This window comes from Vogesella aquatica (assembly GCF_028548455.1).
GTDB lineage: Bacteria > Pseudomonadota > Gammaproteobacteria > Burkholderiales > Chromobacteriaceae > Vogesella > Vogesella aquatica.
In genome coordinates this window covers 153,099-168,451 of sequence record NZ_JAQQLF010000006.1, presented here as the reverse complement: position 1 = coordinate 168,451, position 15,353 = coordinate 153,099, and the positions used below count along the sequence as shown (strand labels likewise).

17 protein-coding genes are annotated in these 15,353 nt (G+C 62.8%); 7 read left to right on the top strand and 10 right to left on the bottom strand.

Annotation, left to right across the window (positions count from 1 at the left end; translation table 11 throughout):
- Window positions 1-90: 90 nt before the first annotated feature.
- The 3 genes from PQU95_RS06015 to moaA all read left to right on the top strand — a co-directional run bounded on the left by PQU95_RS06015 (window position 91) and on the right by moaA (window position 3,417).
- Window positions 91-636, top strand: coding sequence for a cupin domain-containing protein (locus tag PQU95_RS06015; RefSeq protein WP_272751161.1), 546 nt, complete (start codon window positions 91-93; stop codon window positions 634-636).
- A 47-nt stretch (window positions 637-683) separates the two neighbouring features.
- The gene (locus PQU95_RS06010; RefSeq protein WP_272751160.1) at window positions 684-2,171 is read left to right on the top strand and encodes an aldehyde dehydrogenase; all 1,488 of its coding nucleotides are present in this window, start codon (window positions 684-686) and stop codon (window positions 2,169-2,171) included.
- A 271-nt stretch (window positions 2,172-2,442) separates the two neighbouring features.
- On the top strand, window positions 2,443-3,417 hold the full coding sequence (moaA, locus tag PQU95_RS06005) for a GTP 3',8-cyclase MoaA (protein ID WP_272751159.1): 975 nt from the start codon (window positions 2,443-2,445) through the stop codon (window positions 3,415-3,417).
- 507 nt (window positions 3,418-3,924) lie between these two features.
- On the opposite strand, the gene mobA is transcribed toward moaA, so the two are convergent.
- Both mobA and PQU95_RS05995 read right to left on the bottom strand, forming a co-directional pair.
- Window positions 3,925-4,509, bottom strand: a complete 585-nt coding sequence (mobA, locus tag PQU95_RS06000; RefSeq protein WP_272751158.1) for a molybdenum cofactor guanylyltransferase MobA — start codon at window positions 4,507-4,509, stop codon at window positions 3,925-3,927.
- Complete coding sequence (locus PQU95_RS05995) at window positions 4,506-5,426, bottom strand: pseudouridine synthase (protein ID WP_272751157.1); 921 nt, start codon at window positions 5,424-5,426, stop codon at window positions 4,506-4,508. The genes mobA and PQU95_RS05995 overlap by 4 nt, the downstream gene beginning before the upstream one ends.
- Before the next feature lie 91 nt (window positions 5,427-5,517).
- Between PQU95_RS05995 and PQU95_RS05990 the strand changes: the two genes are divergently transcribed.
- Both PQU95_RS05990 and PQU95_RS05985 read left to right on the top strand, forming a co-directional pair.
- Window positions 5,518-6,132, top strand: a complete 615-nt coding sequence (locus PQU95_RS05990; protein ID WP_272751156.1) for a UPF0149 family protein — start codon at window positions 5,518-5,520, stop codon at window positions 6,130-6,132.
- Window positions 6,133-6,135: 3 nt separating this feature from the next.
- Window positions 6,136-6,759, top strand: a complete 624-nt coding sequence (locus PQU95_RS05985; protein ID WP_272751155.1) for an SAM-dependent methyltransferase — start codon at window positions 6,136-6,138, stop codon at window positions 6,757-6,759.
- A gap of 53 nt (window positions 6,760-6,812) precedes the next feature.
- On the opposite strand, the gene PQU95_RS05980 is transcribed toward PQU95_RS05985, so the two are convergent.
- Window positions 6,813-7,556: a substrate-binding periplasmic protein gene (locus PQU95_RS05980; RefSeq protein WP_272751154.1), complete on the bottom strand. Its 744-nt coding sequence runs from the start codon at window positions 7,554-7,556 to the stop codon at window positions 6,813-6,815.
- A gap of 192 nt (window positions 7,557-7,748) precedes the next feature.
- Between PQU95_RS05980 and PQU95_RS05975 the strand changes: the two genes are divergently transcribed.
- Window positions 7,749-8,327: a LexA family protein gene (locus tag PQU95_RS05975; RefSeq protein ID WP_017508318.1), complete on the top strand. Its 579-nt coding sequence runs from the start codon at window positions 7,749-7,751 to the stop codon at window positions 8,325-8,327.
- A gap of 14 nt (window positions 8,328-8,341) precedes the next feature.
- Window positions 8,342-8,491: a hypothetical protein gene (locus PQU95_RS05970; RefSeq protein ID WP_017508317.1), complete on the top strand. Its 150-nt coding sequence runs from the start codon at window positions 8,342-8,344 to the stop codon at window positions 8,489-8,491.
- Between the two features lie 225 nt (window positions 8,492-8,716).
- Here the strand turns inward: PQU95_RS05970 and PQU95_RS05965 are convergent, their stop codons facing one another.
- From PQU95_RS05965 to PQU95_RS05935, 7 genes are all read right to left on the bottom strand, one after another.
- Window positions 8,717-9,283, bottom strand: a complete 567-nt coding sequence (locus PQU95_RS05965) for a GNAT family N-acetyltransferase (RefSeq protein WP_272751153.1) — start codon at window positions 9,281-9,283, stop codon at window positions 8,717-8,719.
- Window positions 9,284-9,494: 211 nt separating this feature from the next.
- Window positions 9,495-10,721 (bottom strand): sugar MFS transporter, encoded by a 1,227-nt coding sequence (locus PQU95_RS05960; RefSeq protein ID WP_272751152.1) that lies wholly within the window; start codon window positions 10,719-10,721, stop codon window positions 9,495-9,497.
- Between the two features lie 347 nt (window positions 10,722-11,068).
- On the bottom strand, window positions 11,069-12,487 hold the full coding sequence (locus PQU95_RS05955; protein ID WP_272751151.1) for a GGDEF domain-containing protein: 1,419 nt from the start codon (window positions 12,485-12,487) through the stop codon (window positions 11,069-11,071).
- A 258-nt stretch (window positions 12,488-12,745) separates the two neighbouring features.
- Window positions 12,746-13,132: a fluoride efflux transporter CrcB gene (gene crcB, locus PQU95_RS05950; RefSeq protein WP_272751150.1), complete on the bottom strand. Its 387-nt coding sequence runs from the start codon at window positions 13,130-13,132 to the stop codon at window positions 12,746-12,748.
- Between the two features lie 132 nt (window positions 13,133-13,264).
- Window positions 13,265-14,077, bottom strand: a complete 813-nt coding sequence (locus PQU95_RS05945; protein WP_272751149.1) for a crotonase/enoyl-CoA hydratase family protein — start codon at window positions 14,075-14,077, stop codon at window positions 13,265-13,267.
- 2 nt (window positions 14,078-14,079) lie between these two features.
- The gene (locus tag PQU95_RS05940) at window positions 14,080-14,583 is read right to left on the bottom strand and encodes a DUF4442 domain-containing protein (RefSeq protein WP_272751148.1); all 504 of its coding nucleotides are present in this window, start codon (window positions 14,581-14,583) and stop codon (window positions 14,080-14,082) included.
- Between the two features lie 86 nt (window positions 14,584-14,669).
- Complete coding sequence (locus PQU95_RS05935) at window positions 14,670-15,251, bottom strand: TetR/AcrR family transcriptional regulator (protein WP_272751147.1); 582 nt, start codon at window positions 15,249-15,251, stop codon at window positions 14,670-14,672.
- Window positions 15,252-15,353 lie beyond the last annotated feature (102 nt).

Genomic DNA, 15,353 nt, shown 5'->3' with positions numbered 1-15,353 from the left:
ATTTTGCAGCGCAGCAGTGCAGTAAAAAGTGGTCAAAATCCTTATCATCGAACGTCTAAAATTATTAACATTTGGATTGGACAGGAACATATGGATGTTGGTGCACGACTCAGGATGGTTCGCGAACGCATGGGGCTTTCCCAGCGCGAACTGGCCAAACGGGCTGGGGTGACAAACGGCACGATCTCGCTGATCGAACAAAACCGTGTCAGCCCTTCCATCAGCTCGCTGCGCAAGGTACTGGAAGGCATGCCAATGACCTTGTCGGACTTCTTCACCTTCGACACCGAGCCGCAACAAGCGCATGTATTTTACACCAGCGACGAATTACCCAACCTGGGTAATGATCAAATCCAGTTGCTGCTAGTAGGTACAGCGCACGAGCGGCGCGACATTGCCATCCTGCGCGAGGTATACCAGCCAGGCGCCGACACCGGCCCCGACATGCTGGTACACGAAGGCCAGGAAGGCGGCGTGATATTGAAGGGGGAGGTAGAAATCACCGTGGGCAGCGACGTACGCGTACTGGGCCCGGGCGATGCCTACTATTTCGACAGCAAGCAGCCACACCGTTTTCGCAACGTTGGCAACGACACCTGTGAAATTGTGAGCGCAAGCTCCCCGCCAACGTTCTAAATCGCCTCCCAAGCGGGGCGAACCCGATACTACAGAGGAGAAACACCATGGCTCGCACCCATGCAGAATGGAAAGCCCTTTCCGGCCAGATCACCATCGAGGGCCGCGCCTTCGTGGATGGCCAGTACGTCACCGCTGCGGACGGGCGCACATTCGACTGTATCAACCCGGCAACCGGCGACAAACTCGCCACCATCAGCTGGGCTGGCACCGCCGAAGTGGCGCAAGCTGTCGCCGCTGCACGGCGCGTATTTGAAAGTGGCAACTGGTCCGGGCTGGCACCGCTGGCTCGCGGCCGCATTCTGAAGCGCTTTGCCGCACTGATCCGCCAGCATGGCGACGAACTGGCCCTGCTGGAAACGCTGGACGCCGGCAAACCCATCGGCGACACCACCACCGTGGATGTGCCCGGTGCCGCGTATTGCGTGGAATGGTTTGCCGAAGCGATCGACAAGATCGGCGGCGAAGTGGCCCCGGTAGACCCCAAACTGGTGGGCCTGGTATCGCGCGAGGCCATTGGTGTGGTAGCCGCTGTGGTGCCGTGGAACTTCCCCATCCTGATGGCCAGCTGGAAATTCGGCCCGGCACTGGCTGCCGGTAACGCCGTGATCCTGAAACCATCGGAAAAGTCGCCGCTTACCGCCATCAAGTTGGCCGCACTGGCCAAAGAGGCCGGCATGCCGGACGGCGTATTCCAGGTATTGCCTGGCGCGGGCGACGTGGGCCAGGCGCTGGCACAGCATATGGACATCGACTGCATTGCCTTTACCGGCTCCACCGGTGTGGGCAAACTGATTGCCACCGCTGCCGCGCAGTCCAACCTCAAGCGCTCCTGGCTGGAGCTGGGCGGCAAATCGCCCAATATCGTACTGGCAGACTGCCCGGACATCGGCCGTGCCGCGCGCACCGCTGCCGGTGCCATCTTCTACAATATGGGCGAAATGTGTACCGCCGGCTCGCGCCTGCTGTTGCACAAAGACATCAAGGACGCCTTCCTGGCCGAGTTCAAGAAAGCCGCTGCTGCCTACCAGCCGGCCGACCCGCTGGACCCGGCCACCAGCATGGGTGCCATTGTGGACCGCGTCCAGTACGACAAGGTGCTGGGCTACATCGCCAAGGCGCGCGAGGAAGACTGCGAGCTGGTCTGCGGCGGTAACGCCACCCGCACTGACGAAGGCCTGTTTATCGAGCCTACCGCCTTTGTGTGCCCGCGCCCGGACATGACCATCTGCCGCGAGGAAATCTTTGGCCCGGTACTGTCCATCATCACCTTCAGCGACGTGGAAGAAGCCATCCGCATTGCCAACGATACCGAATACGGCCTGGCGGCCGCGGTGTGGACCAGCAATGTCAGCACCGCGCACCAGGTATCGCGCCGCCTGCGCGCCGGCACCGTATGGGTGAACTGCTACGACGAGGGCGGTGACATGAACTTCCCGTTCGGCGGCTTCAAGCAGTCCGGCAATGGCCGCGATAAATCGCTGCACGCGCTGGAAAAGTACACCGAGCTCAAGTCTACGCTGATCAAGCTGTAACAGCGCCTGCTCCCGACCAAACCAAGCCTGCCACGAGCAGGCTTTTTCTTTTATTGCCTGGGGCACCACCGCACAGACAAAATGTCGCAGTCACTAGCGCCAGGGACAGAAAGTCGCACTGTCGGCGTAAGATATCGGCAGCCTGCACCGACCAAAGCAGGCAGGCACCGCACCAGCCGTGGCTGCGGCCAACCTTGCCACCTGCAGCCACAGCTGGCAGGCCATTTGCTTAGACATGGCCTTACCCAGCACTCACCCACGGGAATGCCCCATGTTGTCAGACCGCTTCGGCCGCACCATCGATTACCTTCGCCTGTCGGTTACCGACCGCTGCGACCTGCGCTGCAGCTACTGTATTCCCAAGGGTTTCAAGGGTTTTGAGGAGCCGGCCAACTGGCTAAGCTTCAACGAAATCGAGCGCGTGGTGGCAGCCTTTGCCCGGCTCGGCACCCGCCGCTTTCGCCTCACAGGTGGCGAACCGCTGCTGCGCCGCAACCTGCCCGCCCTGGCTGCCAGCCTGTCTGCCCTGCCAGGTGTCGAAGACCTGTCGCTATCCACCAACGCCACCCAGCTGGCCGAACACGCCCACGCCCTGCACCACGCCGGGGTACGCCGGCTGAACGTGAGCCTGGACTCGCTGCGCGAAGACTGCGTACACGACATCACCGGCAGCCATAGCCTGCCCAAGGTGCTGGACGGCCTGCGCGCCGCGCGCGAGGCGGGTTTTGAGCGCATCAAGATCAATATGGTACCCATCGCCGGCGTCAACGACGCCGATATCGAACCCATGGTGGCATTCTGTATCGAAAACGGCCTGATCCTGCGCCTGATCGAGGCCATGCCCATGGGCAGCACCGGGCAGCATACGCAGGGGCTTAACCTGCAGCACACGCTGGCGCAGCTGCAACAGCGCTTTGACCTGCGGCCAACGTGCAAAACCCTGGGCGGCGGCCCGGCCCGCTACTGGGAAAGCGCCGATGGCGGCTTTACCCTTGGCCTGATTACCCCGATGTCGCAGCATTTTTGCGCTACCTGCAACCGTGTGCGGCTGTCGGTAGACGGCACGCTATACATGTGTCTGGGGCAGGAAGAGCGCTGTGAGCTGCGCCCGCTGCTGCGCGATGGCTGTAGCGACGCCGAGCTGGAAGCCGCCATCCGCAGCGCCATCGAGCTGAAGCCGGAAAAGCACGAGTTCATCGCGCAGCCACAGCGCGTGGTGCGCTTCATGTCGATGACCGGCGGCTAGGGCAACACGTCAGCGCGCCGCTACCGCACACCGGCACCAGGCCTGCCCTAGCCGGCACAAGCGCCCTTAAGCCGCTGTCGCCATAGCGCAGCGCATCCACCACGCCCTGCACGCCAGCACGACCCTCCCACCCGGCGCGCGATGCAGCCCGCATGACTTACCGGCCAACTACCTGGGTGCCGGCCCGCTGGCCATGCGGTCAAGACGGGCTCGCGGCCAGCCATGGCTCACCGCGGCATGGCAAAGCAAAGAAATTCCAAAATGGAATGAAAATTATAAAAATGATTCATTTCACGAATGAGTGGCACATCCCTATACTGCAATCACTCTCTGTGTTGTGTTGTGGCTCACAAGCGCAATGCCCTGAATTTCCTGCCCCGCCCGGCCAGACCGGTAGCGTGGCAAGCCGAATGGGCACCCTTGATACGAGCATTGTGCCGGCTATATGCCGGCCATTTTTTTGCCCGCTCGCCGCACAACACCGACACCCCGGCCATGCGGCCAACCCTAGCCTGCCGCGCCTATTCGCGCCTCAAGTCGCGCCAGCGCCGCTGCGTCATTGGCATTGGCAAACCCTGCCTCGTCAAACGCCACCTCGACCACCCGCAAACCCGCCAGCCAGCCGCGTATGCTGCGCCCCCCTGCCGCCAGATAGGCTGGCAAGCCGGCCAGCGCCGTCACGCGTAGCAACAGGCACGCCGGCTGCGGGCCTTGTGCCGTTACCGGCATCGCCACATCAGCGTCGCCCAGCGCCGCCTGCAGGCGGGATACCAGATCGGGAGGCAATAACGGCGTATCGCACGGGGCCGTTTGCAGCAGTGCCACATGGGCAGGCAAGCTGGCTGCCGCAGTAGCTAGCGCCGCCAGTGGCCCCATGCCCTGCCAGGGGGCCGCGTCCGGCCATACCGCGTAGCCGCCGGCGGCGTACTCGCCCAGGTGGCGGTTGGCGCTGATGGCCAGCCAGGCCACCTGCGGCTGCAGCACCTGCAGCACGTGCCGGTATAAAGGTTGGCCGCATAACAACTGCATGCCTTTGTCCACGCCACCCATGCGGCGGCCTTCGCCCCCTGCCAGCAACAAGGCGCCAATCATGCTGGCACCGCCGGCCAGGCCAGCTCGCGCTGGCTGACAAAATGGCGCTGGCTGCCATCTATCGGGTCGGTAAAGGCGATGCTGCGCGCCAGCAGCGCCAAGGGCTGGCTAAAGTCATCCGCAGCCTTGTCGTGGCGGAATACCGGGTACCACGGGTCGTGGGCGATACCGATGCCCAGCGCCGCCAGATGTGCACGCAGCTGGTGCTTCTTGCCGGTGGCCGGCTGCAGGCGGTAGCGCGCCCAGCTGCCGCGCTGAGCCAGCAGGCTGATAAGGGTTTCGCTATTGGGCTCGCCCGCCACCTCCTGCATGACAAACTCGCCAGGCACTTCGGCCAGGCGGCTGCGGTGCAGCCGTGGCAGCGACAGGTCTGGCCGCCACGGGGCAATGGCTTCGTATTCTTTTTGCACGCTGCGCTGCTCGAACAAGCGCTGGTAGGCCCCCCGGCTGGCGGCATCGACACAGAACACCATCACGCCGGCCGTTTCACGATCCAGCCGGTGGATGGGGGAAACCTGCTCCAGGCCAGGCTGGCTGCGCAGGCGGGTCAGCACGGTTTCGCGCACGTGCCGCCCGCCGGGCACGCAGGCCAGAAAGTGCGGCTTGTCCACTACCAGCAGGCGCTCGTCACGGTACAGGATGGCGATATCGAACGGCACCGGCATTTCATGCGCCACTTCGCGAAAGTACCAGATACGCAGGCCCGGCCGGTAAGGCGCCGCAGGCGCGAGCGGCTCGCCGGCGTCGTTCCACACCTGGCCTGCGGCCAACCTGTGCGCCCAGGCATCGGCCACATGGGCAAAGCGCTGGCGCAAGAAGCTCAGCAAGTCGGGCCAGTGGCCCTGTGGCAGCACCAGGCAGCTGGCGGCCACGCCCTGGCGTGGCGGAACGGGGGAGTAGGCTGTGGACATAGTCATAAAAAGTAGCAGGATTCGGGCGACAAATAGCCGCAGCGCCGGCATTTTACCGGATAATGCAGCCTTCCCATGCAACAGGCCTACGCCACCCATGAAATCTGCCGCCCTGACCGACCAAGACTACCAGCGCCTGTCCGACACCCTGGCCCGCTTCGCCGCGCAAGGCGCCATGAGCCTGGAAAAGCTGGACGGTTTTTTTGCCGCCCTGCTGTGTGGCCCGGAGCAGATCAAGCCGGTGGACTGCCTGCCGGCCATCATGGGTGCCGCCTTTGACGACGACGACGCGTTCAATACCCCCAAGGCCATGGAACAGTTTGTGCGCCTGCTATCCGGCCACTGGCTGGACATTGCCCACACCCTGCAACGCGGCCAGGCCTTCCAGCCCTGGCTGGACGAGGACGAGCACGGCCAGGTACACGGCAATGTGTGGGCCGAAGGTTTTAGCGAAGGCATGCAGCTGATGCACCAGGACTGGGGCCTGCTGTTTGATGACGAAGACGCCGCACCAGCGCTGGCACCCATCATGGCGCTGGCGTTCGAGCATCACCCTGACCCGGAAATGCGCCCCTTCCTGCATGGCGCCAGCGCAGAGCAACGCGAAGCCTGGCTGGCCAGCATTTCCGACTCGGTAGCCAGCATCTACGCTTTTTTTGCCCAGCTGCGCGCCGACATGGCCGCCGCTGAAGCCGCCGACGAAGACGAGTAAGCCATGAGCCAGGCCGCCCTGTTCTGGAATCCCCGCTTTGCCGGCGAGCAATACGCCTACGGCAACGCACCCAATGACTTCCTGAAAGAACAGGCACCCAGGTTGGCCGCAGGCAGCCGGGTACTGAGCCTGGGCGAAGGCGAAGGGCGTAATGCCGTGTACCTGGCCGCGCTGGGGCACAAGTTGACCGCCGTAGACGCCGCCCATACCGGCCTGATCAAGCTGCTGCAGCGCGCTGCACAACACAATCTGGACATGACCGCCACGCTGGCCGACCTGGCCGACTACCCCATCGCACCAGGTAGCTGGGACGCCATCGTGTCCATCTTCTGCCACCTGCCGCCCGGCCTGCGCCGGCAAGTACTGGCAGGCTGCGTAGCCGGCCTGGCGCCTGGCGGACTGTTCATCCTGGAAGGCTACACCCCGCGCCAGCTGGGTTTTGGCACCGGCGGCCCGAAAGACCCCGAGCTACTGCTGGAGCCAGATGCCCTGCGCCAGGAGCTGGCCGGGCTGGAGCTACTGCACCTTGCCGAAGTACAGCGCGAAGTCATCGAGGGCAGCCTGCACACCGGCATGGCCGCCGTACTGCAGATCGTGGCACGCAAACCCGGCCCCACCCGGGCCTGAAACGACAACGCCCTGCCAAGCATTCGCCGGCAGGGCGTTTCTGACACCTGCGCTTACTGCGCTACCGCTTGATGCCGTGCCAGCAAGGCATCAAGCTGCCCGTTACGATCCATCTGCTCCAGCTGCCGGTCAATCTGCCGCAACAGCACCGCAGCATCCGGATAGGCTCGTGACACCATGAAATGCAGCGGCACCGGCACCAGACCGGGCAACAGCCTGGCCTGCAAACGCCCGCCATCCTCACCCAGCAAGCCCAGCAGCTGCAGGCCACGCCCTACTTCTGCATACTCGGCAAAGCCACGACAGCGGCCAGCCTGCATTTTTTTCATCACCAGCAAATAACTGGACGAACCCTCATCCACTTCGTCCGGCTTCACGCCAAAAGGGGCGTAATTGAAGCCGACCAGGCCACACAAGGGCAAGGCCGGCGCCGCCCCGGGCCACAGGAACAAGGCTGGCCGCAAATGCAGGTAATGGCGGCTGAACAGAAACTGCCGGGCCCGCTCGGCCGAGAAGGTCGCCCCCATCACCACCTGCACCTGACGCCCTTGCTCAGCCAGGCTCAGACAGCGGCGAAACGGCAGCAACACGAACTCGGGGCGAAACGTACTGCTAGTCAAGACCATATGCAGCACATCCGGCGAGTAGCCCAGCACCGGGCGCGCGTTGTTATGCTGCGGCGGGCCGAAATAGGACGACGGCGGCCAACCGCTGTCGCCGCCACAGGCCACAATCCCTGCAGCAGCCGCCGACTGGGCGACCATCAGATAGAACATAAAGAAAAGTAGCCTGGCCATAATTTCCTTTCTATCGATAATGGCAGACTAACAGTGCGCCAGCGCAACAACAAGCACTTGCCACCCCTCCGGAGCCACTCACTCCATTTCTATAAACCGATATAAAAACAACACCCTGCACCCCTGCCACAACAAAGAGGCTTGCCTTTGTTTTTGAATACGTACAAAATCATAAACAAGGAGATCAGACACATGACACAAGGTGGAAAACGCGAAGGCGCAGGCCGTAAATCACGCTTCGGCGGTGACAAAACCGTCGCCATGCGCGTGCCGGAGCCACTGAAGCCCGTGCTGGAAGGCTGGCTGGACGAATACCGTAGCTTGCGCAGCCTGCGCGGCAACAGCGCCGGTGACATCGCCCTGCTGGGTGAAGCCCTGAAAAACATGTCGCTGCCACTCTTTGCCAGCCGTGTTCCAGCCGGCTCGCCCGTAGCGGCAGACGACCTGAAAGAAGCCGATATCGACCTGAACCAGCACCTGGTACGCAAGCCTGCGTCTACCTTTCTGGTTACCGTCAAAGGCGACTCCATGATCAACGCGGGCATACACGATGGCGACTTGCTGGTAGTAGACCGCTCGCTGGAGCCACGCAGCGGCAAAGTGGTGGTAGCCGTAATCAATGACGAGCTCACTGTCAAACGGCTGGAACGCTCGGCAGGCCGCATCCGCCTGTTGCCGGAAAACCCGGATTTCAAACCGATAGAAGTACCCGAAGACGCCAGTTTCTTCGTATGGGGCGTCGTGACCAATGTGATTCACGCAGTGGACTGAACAAGGAGCGCAGCATGAACAAGCATAACGACCCGGTAAAAATGATGTTCCGTGACTGGAAGCGCCTGCCGCGCGCCTTTCGTGCCGTCATCGAAGGCCAGCCCCAGGTACTACTAACGCGTACCGGCCGCAGCTACTACGCCCCGGTCGAGTTTGTCGGCTAGGCCCACCCTGCCTGCCACCCGGCCAACAAGGCAGGCCGTGACACGGCCAGCACGCACCAGACAGCCAGACCTGCATCAGAACACGCAGGGCGTTGCAGCGCAGCGCCCGCCTACAGCGTCAACACACCCCGGCCACGCCGGGGCCATGACAGGCCCAGGTTGGCCGCCCCAGCCCCTGCCAGCCCGGCAGGGGCTTTGCTTTACCCATAGCCGCCAGCAGCACACTCAGCTTGGCGCGCGCACTGGCACGAATTCCGGCTGCAGCAGCGAAAACTGCAACAGATCGTGATATTGGCCCAGCCAGAAGCCCGCATCACGCAACCGCCCCTCTTCCACAAAACCCAGCTTGCGCGCCAGCCTCAGCGACGCCGAGTTATCAGGGTGGATGCAGGCATCGATACGATGCAGCGCCATCTCGCGAAAGCCCCAGCCCAGCACCGCCTGCAAGGCCTCTTGCATATAGCCCTGCCCCCAGGCGGTGCGCCCCAGCTCGTAACCCAGCGTGGCGCGCCGCCAGCCGCGATTCCAGGCAAACAACCCGCAGGTGCCCAGCAGTGGCCCACCCTCGCGCAGTGCAATGCCCCAACGCGTGCCCGGGTTGGGCAGCTGTCGCCAGCCTTGCCACAGCGCCACGATCTGCGCCATCTGCTCTTCGCTATGCACCGGGTCGGTACCGAACCAGCGCATGGCATCGGCATCGGCAAACACTGGCAACAGCGCCGGTATGTCGTCCGGCCCGATTTGCCGCAGTTGCAATCGGTGCGTGGTCAACAAGGGGAAGGTCTCTGGCATGGCAGTCTCTACAGGAAAAGGTTGGCCGCACTGGCAATGCAGCCAAGTGTACCCGAATGCCGGATGACAAGGACATGGCAGCATGCCCAACAGGCCAGGGCAGACAAGGGCAGCCCGGTAGCCGCAGTTGCCAACACGCGCTACGGCCACATAAGTATCGCGTGGCGCGCAGCATGAAAAACGCCACCCGAAGGTGGCGTGACCGGCAGCATCATCCGCGCGGGCGATAGCCCGCCAGGCCGTAGTACAAAATGAATACGTAACACAGCATGGGCACGCCAAACGAGGCCAGCAGGCTGATATTGTCTGCCACAGTAGCCTGCAGCAGCGGCAGTACCGCACCACCCACAATGGCCATGCACAGCACACCGGAACCGGCGCCGGTCAGCTTGCCCAGGCCGGACAGTGCCAGCGAGAAAATCGTGGGGAACATGATGGAATTGCACAGGCCGACTGCCAGCAAGCTCCACATGGCCACTTTGCCACCCAGCAGCATGGCCGTGGCGATCAGCAGCACCGACAGCAGCGCATTGCACGCCAGTACCTTGCTGGCCGCAATATGGCGCATCACGGCACTACCGGCAAAGCGGCCAACCATGGCGCAGCCCCAGTACAGCGACAGCAGCTTGCCGGCATCGGCCTGGCTCAGGCCGCCTACGTCGGGCTGTTCCATCAGGCTTACCAGGAAACTGCCAATACCCACCTCGGCACCCACGTACACAAAGATACCCACGGCACCCAATACCAGGTGGCGGTGCTGCCATACGCTACCGGCCTGCTGGCCGTCCTGTGCCACTTCATCCTGGATGGCAGGCAGACGCAGCATGGCAAAAACGGCGGCGATGGCAAACAGTGCAGCGGCCAGCATCAGGTAAGGGCCTTGCACCGACGCCGCCTCGGCCAGGGCTTTTTCTTGCGCCGACACGCCGGTAATGTGCTGCGTACCGGCCAGAATCAGCATGGCACCCAGCAGTGGCGCCACGGTGGTGCCCAAGGAGTTGAACGCCTGAGTCAGGTTAAGGCGGCTGGAAGCAGTAGCCACCGGCCCCAGGCGCGTAACGTAAGGGTTGGCCGCTACCTGCAGAATGGTAATGCCGCTGGCCAGCACAAACAGCGCCCCCAGAAAGGCCGGGTAGGACAACGTAGCCGCTGCCGGGTAGAACAGCAGGCAACCCACCCCGGCCATGCCAAGGCCGGCCACGATACCGCGCTGGTAGCCCAGCAGGTGCACCAAGCGGCCAGCGGGCAGCGACACCACAAAGTAGGCGGTAAAGAAACTGAACTGGATCAGCGCAGCCTGCACGTAGCTTAGCGAGAACACGCCTTTCAGGTGCGGAATCAGGATGTCGTTCAGCGAGGTAATCAGGCCCCACATGAAAAACAGGGTGGTGAGTACGGCTAGCGATTTGCCGTGTTGTGTCTCTCCATGCGCGTGCATGTATGTGCTCCGGTGGTAATGGGCGAAGGCGCGCAGTCTAAGTTCAAGTAGCGTTGTACTCGACTGTTTTCAGCGTTTTTCGGGCAGCCACCAGCACACCAGAATGAATAAGCACGAAAAATCATGCACTTGAAGTCGCACCACAACACAAATGCAGCCGACTTCGCCGCCAAACCGCCGATAAATATGTAAGTTTCAAGTAAGAAAACTACAAAGCCACCCGGCAGGCAACCCGGCTTTCGCCCTCAGCCCTGCCGCTGACGCACCACGGTCGGCCCCTGCAGCACTCATCACGCCAGGCACAAACATGCCGCCACAAAAAAAGCAGCAAACGGTTTGGCCGCCCGTCAGCCGGCAGGGTCGCCGGGCTGATACACGCACACAGCGTGCTTGCCGGATGCCTTGGCCTGATACATGGCGCTGTCCGCCCGGCGCAGCACCTCGTCCACACCGGGCGACGGGCCTGCCGCAAAGCAGGCCAGACCGATACTGACCGACACCTGCACGGCGTGGCCATCGAGCTGCTGCACCTCGCCCAGCTGTGCGGCCAACTGCTGCATGGCGCGGGTGTAATCGTGCTCCCCCACCAGCAGCAGTACAAACTCGTCGCCCCCCATGCGTGCTGCGCATTGCGCGGCCGGCCACTGCTGCAGCTGGCGGGCAATGCGCTGCAGCAAGGCATCGCCAGCGGCATGGCCATAGTGGTCGTTCACCGGTTTGAAACCGTCCAGGTCCAGGTAAGCCAGCGCCCACGGCTGCACTGGTGGCGGCTGCAGCCAGGCTTGCAGGCTGGCGATCAGCGCACGGCGGTTGGCCAGGCCGGTCAGCGCATCGGTATGTGCCTGGCCCGCCAGCTGCTGGCGCACCAGGTCTTGCTGCTGCGCCAGCTCGCGCAAGCGGGTATCAGTGCGCGCCAGCCAGCCCAGAATGGTGTCGGCCTCGGCCTGCGGGGCGGGCAAGGTCTGTACATCACCGATCTGTACGATATAGCGGTACAGCTGGCGCAGGCTGCCGCCCAGTACGTCGCGGCTATAGCTGCGCATGCGCAGCAACAACACACACAAGCCGGCGGTTACCAGCAGGAATACAAAGCGCACCAGCCTGGCCTGCATGGCGGCTTGCTGCACCTCGAATAGCGTACGCTGCTCGATAAGCTGATAAAACTCGTCGATGGGGCGCATGATGCGCGCCTTGTGCTGCATATAGTTTTCGTCGTTCACCATCTGTAGCGCCTGCGCCCGCAGCCGGGCGGCCTGGCTTGGCGGCAGCGCATCGCTACGCGCCACCATGTCCATGGCGGCCAGCTCGATACGGACCAGACTATCGGACTGCTGCTTGGCGCTGGCCAGGCGGGCGAACTCCTGGCTGGAAAAATGCGCAGCCTGCATCAGCAAAATCAGGCTGGCCGTGTCGCCCGCAGGCTTGGGGCGATCATGGCGCGGATACACCAGATCCCAGTAGATCTGGTTGTAATGCAAAGGCCGCGGCGCCGTGCCGTCACGGATGGCGATGATGTCGGAAAAGTACTGACGATACTTCGGGTTGCCAGTGGCCACATAGCTGCGCACCATGCGGGTAAGGTCATCGGATGACTGGCGTAGCTCGTCGGCGAGCAGATAGGATTGATAGCGCCGCTCGTTGGCCTGATCAAGACGCCACTCGGTAAAGACATACAAGGCAAACGTAGCGGTAAACACCACAAACAGCATCAGCGTGCTGACAAACAGCCACTGCAGGCGATCCAGATTCTTCTGTGCTGCACTCATGTCATTCCTATCGGCCGCCACCACCCGGCATGCCGGGCTTGGCCACGGCGTGCTGCGGCATCACCATGAGCGGCCACATCCCCCCCCAAGGGCGACGCCCGGCAACAAACCCCTCACAAAAGGCACCTGCGCCAGACACGCAAACGCTGGCGGCGAGTCCGCACCAGGCCCAGCAGCCTGCCGGCACCGCTCCTGCCTGGCGCACACCGCCATTATCGGCATACTTTCATGCCAGCTTGACAGGCTAGCGCTGCAGGCTCAGCGGCCAGCGTGGCGCAACAGCTGCACACTGGCCAGCCCCAGCCCCGTCATCAGCAAAGAGCCAGCCAGATGGCTGCCGATATGCGCCAGCGCCCAGACCCAGCGCCCCTGCTGCAGCAGCGTTACCGACTCGGCAGAAAAGGTAGAAAACGTGGTGAGCCCGCCCAGAAAACCGGTGACCACAAACAGCCGCCACTCCGGCGGCAGCTGCGGGTTGGCCGCAAAAATGGCCAGCGCCACGCCAATCAGGTAGGCACCGGCCAGGTTGGCCGCCAAGGTGCCCGGTGGCAAGGCAGGAAACAGCGCATTCAGGGAAACAGACAGCAGCCAGCGCAGCACCGCCCCCAGCGCAGCCCCCAGGCTGATAGACAAAATGGCCAGCACGCGCGCACCCCGCTAATGAATCAGGCTGCCACTTTAGCCCAGCACAGCCCGCGCCGCCAAGCCGGCAACAAAAAGCCCTGCTGCGGGGCAACAGGGCTTTTGCTGTGATGCGGCCAACCTTCAGGCGTGCATTTAATCGCGATACACCGCCGGCTGGCCCGTTACAGCAGCCATCACCGCCAGCTGGATATCCTCGGACATCAGCATGGCAGCGTTCCAGTTGGCCACATGGCTCAGGCCATCGGCCACGCTGTGGTCGCGGCTGTAGTTCAATACTTCCTTGGTACCCTGCACCGCCAGTGGCGATTTGGCGGCAATGGCCGTGGCCATGTCCATGGCGGCAGCCAGTACAGCAGCCGCATCCGGCAATACGCGGTTGACCAGGTGCATGCGCTCGGCGTCGGCCGCTTTCACGTCGCGGGCGGTGAGCGCCATTTCGCGGGCATTGCCCTCGCCCACCACGCGGCCCAGGCGCTGCAGCGTGCCCACATCGGCCACCATGCCTACATCCACCTCGCGCACGCTGAACACGGCGTTCTCGGCCGCCAGGCGGATGTCTGCGGCCAACACGATGTCCAGCGCACCGCCCACACAGGCGCCATGAATGGCGGCAATCACCGGCTTGCGGCATAGCTCCAGGCTGCTGACATTGGCTTGCAGGCCCAGAATGATGCGGCGTAGTTTGTCGCGCTTGCGCGCCTCGCAGTCTTCCTCGATGGCTTTTTGCATATTCATCAGCATGGACAGGTCTATGCCGGCACAGAAATGCTTGCCATTGCCGGACAGCACCACGGCGCGCACGCCAGGCTCGGCGTCGCACCATTCCATGGCCTGCTGCAGCTCCTGCCACATGGCTTCGTTCAGCGAGTTGGCCTTGTCCGGGCGGTTTAGCGCTATGTGCGCCACGGCACCGTGTTGCGTCAGCTGCAAGGTGGTGTAGCTCATGCTCAGGCCTCCTTGCGCTTCTTGGGCACCCAGGCCCATACCATCTCGCACACGATGGGCGATTCGCCGGACTCGTCGGTCACTACCACGTCCACCAGCACATCGCCTTTGTCTTCCGCAAACATGCGCTGTACCTGCTCGGCGTTCAGCGTGGCCACGGCGCGCATATCGCCCTGGGCACGTTTGTAATAGATCACCTTCATCGACTTGAGCAGCATCAGTTTGTCGTCCGGCACGTTCATGCCCACCACAAAACCCGACGCCGTTTCGGCCAGCAGCGCCATGGCGGCAGCGTGCAGGCCTTTGATGTGGTTTTGTACTTTTTTGCGGTTTTTCACGCTCACCACCATGCGTTCGCGGCCAACCTCCTCGAATACCAGGCCGGCCGTACCCAGAAACGGGACGAACTTGCCGAACATGCGGGTAATGACCCAGGAACGCATACCGGCCGGCAGGCTGGCGGTTTTGTCCACCATGCGGCACATACTGTTTTTTGCTGCTGTCATGATTGCCCTTCTCGTGTCGTGTCTGGCTGCTTGGGCAGCCTTATGATTGATTGGCAAGGTTGGCCGCAAGCAGCCCCCCTGCCAGGTCAGGATGCGGAGATCCCCAACAGCAGACGGATCTGCTGCTTGACTTCGTCCAGCGCACCACCATCCAGCCGCGCCAGCTGCAGGCTGCCCTGCATGGCGGCGAACACGATGGTACCCATGCCTTCGGGCGTGCCGGCGTACTGCATGGCGCCTTCTTGCTGGCCGCGGCGCACGATATCCACGGCCCAGGCGCGCATTTCTTCTACAAAGCTGGCCGTGCACTGGCGCATTTCCGGCGGCAGCGTATGCAGCTCGGCCGACAGAATGCCGCTGGGGCAGATTTGCTGTTTGTCGTAATAGGTATCCGCCAGGGTGAAGTAGCGCTCCAGCTGCAATGGTGGCGGCAGCTCGGCCTGCGCCGCCACGTAGCGGGCGAAACGGCGACGGTAGCGCTCGATCAGCGCGACGCCCAGGTCGGTTTTCTTGGGAAAGTGGTAGTGAATGGCCGCATTGCGCACCCCCAGCTCACCGCTAATATGTTGATAGCTAAAGGCATTGAACCCGCGCGAGAGCATCAGCACCTCGGCCAGGTCCAGGATCTTCTTGCGCGTATCGGTACGCGCGTCGGTTTCAGGCTTCATGCCGCGACTCTACTTACTGGTCAGTAAGGTGTCAATGCAGCCACCGCCAGTCATGGACAGGCATGCCGAATACGTTATGATGGAGGCCAAATTGCCAGATGA

What these genes read in the sequence shown, in the direction of transcription:
- PQU95_RS06015 (WP_272751161.1), top strand. Translation starts at nt 91, where the DNA reads ATGGATGTTGGTGCACGACTCAGGATGGTTCGCGAACGCATGGGGCTT.
- PQU95_RS06010 (WP_272751160.1), top strand. Translation starts at nt 684, where the DNA reads ATGGCTCGCACCCATGCAGAATGGAAAGCCCTTTCCGGCCAGATCACC.
- moaA (WP_272751159.1), top strand. Translation starts at nt 2,443, where the DNA reads ATGTTGTCAGACCGCTTCGGCCGCACCATCGATTACCTTCGCCTGTCG.
- mobA (WP_272751158.1), bottom strand. Translation starts at nt 4,509, where the DNA reads ATGATTGGCGCCTTGTTGCTGGCAGGGGGCGAAGGCCGCCGCATGGGT.
- PQU95_RS05995 (WP_272751157.1), bottom strand. Translation starts at nt 5,426, where the DNA reads ATGACTATGTCCACAGCCTACTCCCCCGTTCCGCCACGCCAGGGCGTG.
- PQU95_RS05990 (WP_272751156.1), top strand. Translation starts at nt 5,518, where the DNA reads ATGAAATCTGCCGCCCTGACCGACCAAGACTACCAGCGCCTGTCCGAC.
- PQU95_RS05985 (WP_272751155.1), top strand. Translation starts at nt 6,136, where the DNA reads ATGAGCCAGGCCGCCCTGTTCTGGAATCCCCGCTTTGCCGGCGAGCAA.
- PQU95_RS05980 (WP_272751154.1), bottom strand. Translation starts at nt 7,556, where the DNA reads ATGGCCAGGCTACTTTTCTTTATGTTCTATCTGATGGTCGCCCAGTCG.
- PQU95_RS05975 (WP_017508318.1), top strand. Translation starts at nt 7,749, where the DNA reads ATGACACAAGGTGGAAAACGCGAAGGCGCAGGCCGTAAATCACGCTTC.
- PQU95_RS05970 (WP_017508317.1), top strand. Translation starts at nt 8,342, where the DNA reads ATGAACAAGCATAACGACCCGGTAAAAATGATGTTCCGTGACTGGAAG.
- PQU95_RS05965 (WP_272751153.1), bottom strand. Translation starts at nt 9,283, where the DNA reads ATGCCAGAGACCTTCCCCTTGTTGACCACGCACCGATTGCAACTGCGG.
- PQU95_RS05960 (WP_272751152.1), bottom strand. Translation starts at nt 10,721, where the DNA reads ATGCACGCGCATGGAGAGACACAACACGGCAAATCGCTAGCCGTACTC.
- PQU95_RS05955 (WP_272751151.1), bottom strand. Translation starts at nt 12,487, where the DNA reads ATGAGTGCAGCACAGAAGAATCTGGATCGCCTGCAGTGGCTGTTTGTC.
- PQU95_RS05945 (WP_272751149.1), bottom strand. Translation starts at nt 14,077, where the DNA reads ATGAGCTACACCACCTTGCAGCTGACGCAACACGGTGCCGTGGCGCAC.
- PQU95_RS05940 (WP_272751148.1), bottom strand. Translation starts at nt 14,583, where the DNA reads ATGACAGCAGCAAAAAACAGTATGTGCCGCATGGTGGACAAAACCGCC.
- PQU95_RS05935 (WP_272751147.1), bottom strand. Translation starts at nt 15,251, where the DNA reads ATGAAGCCTGAAACCGACGCGCGTACCGATACGCGCAAGAAGATCCTG.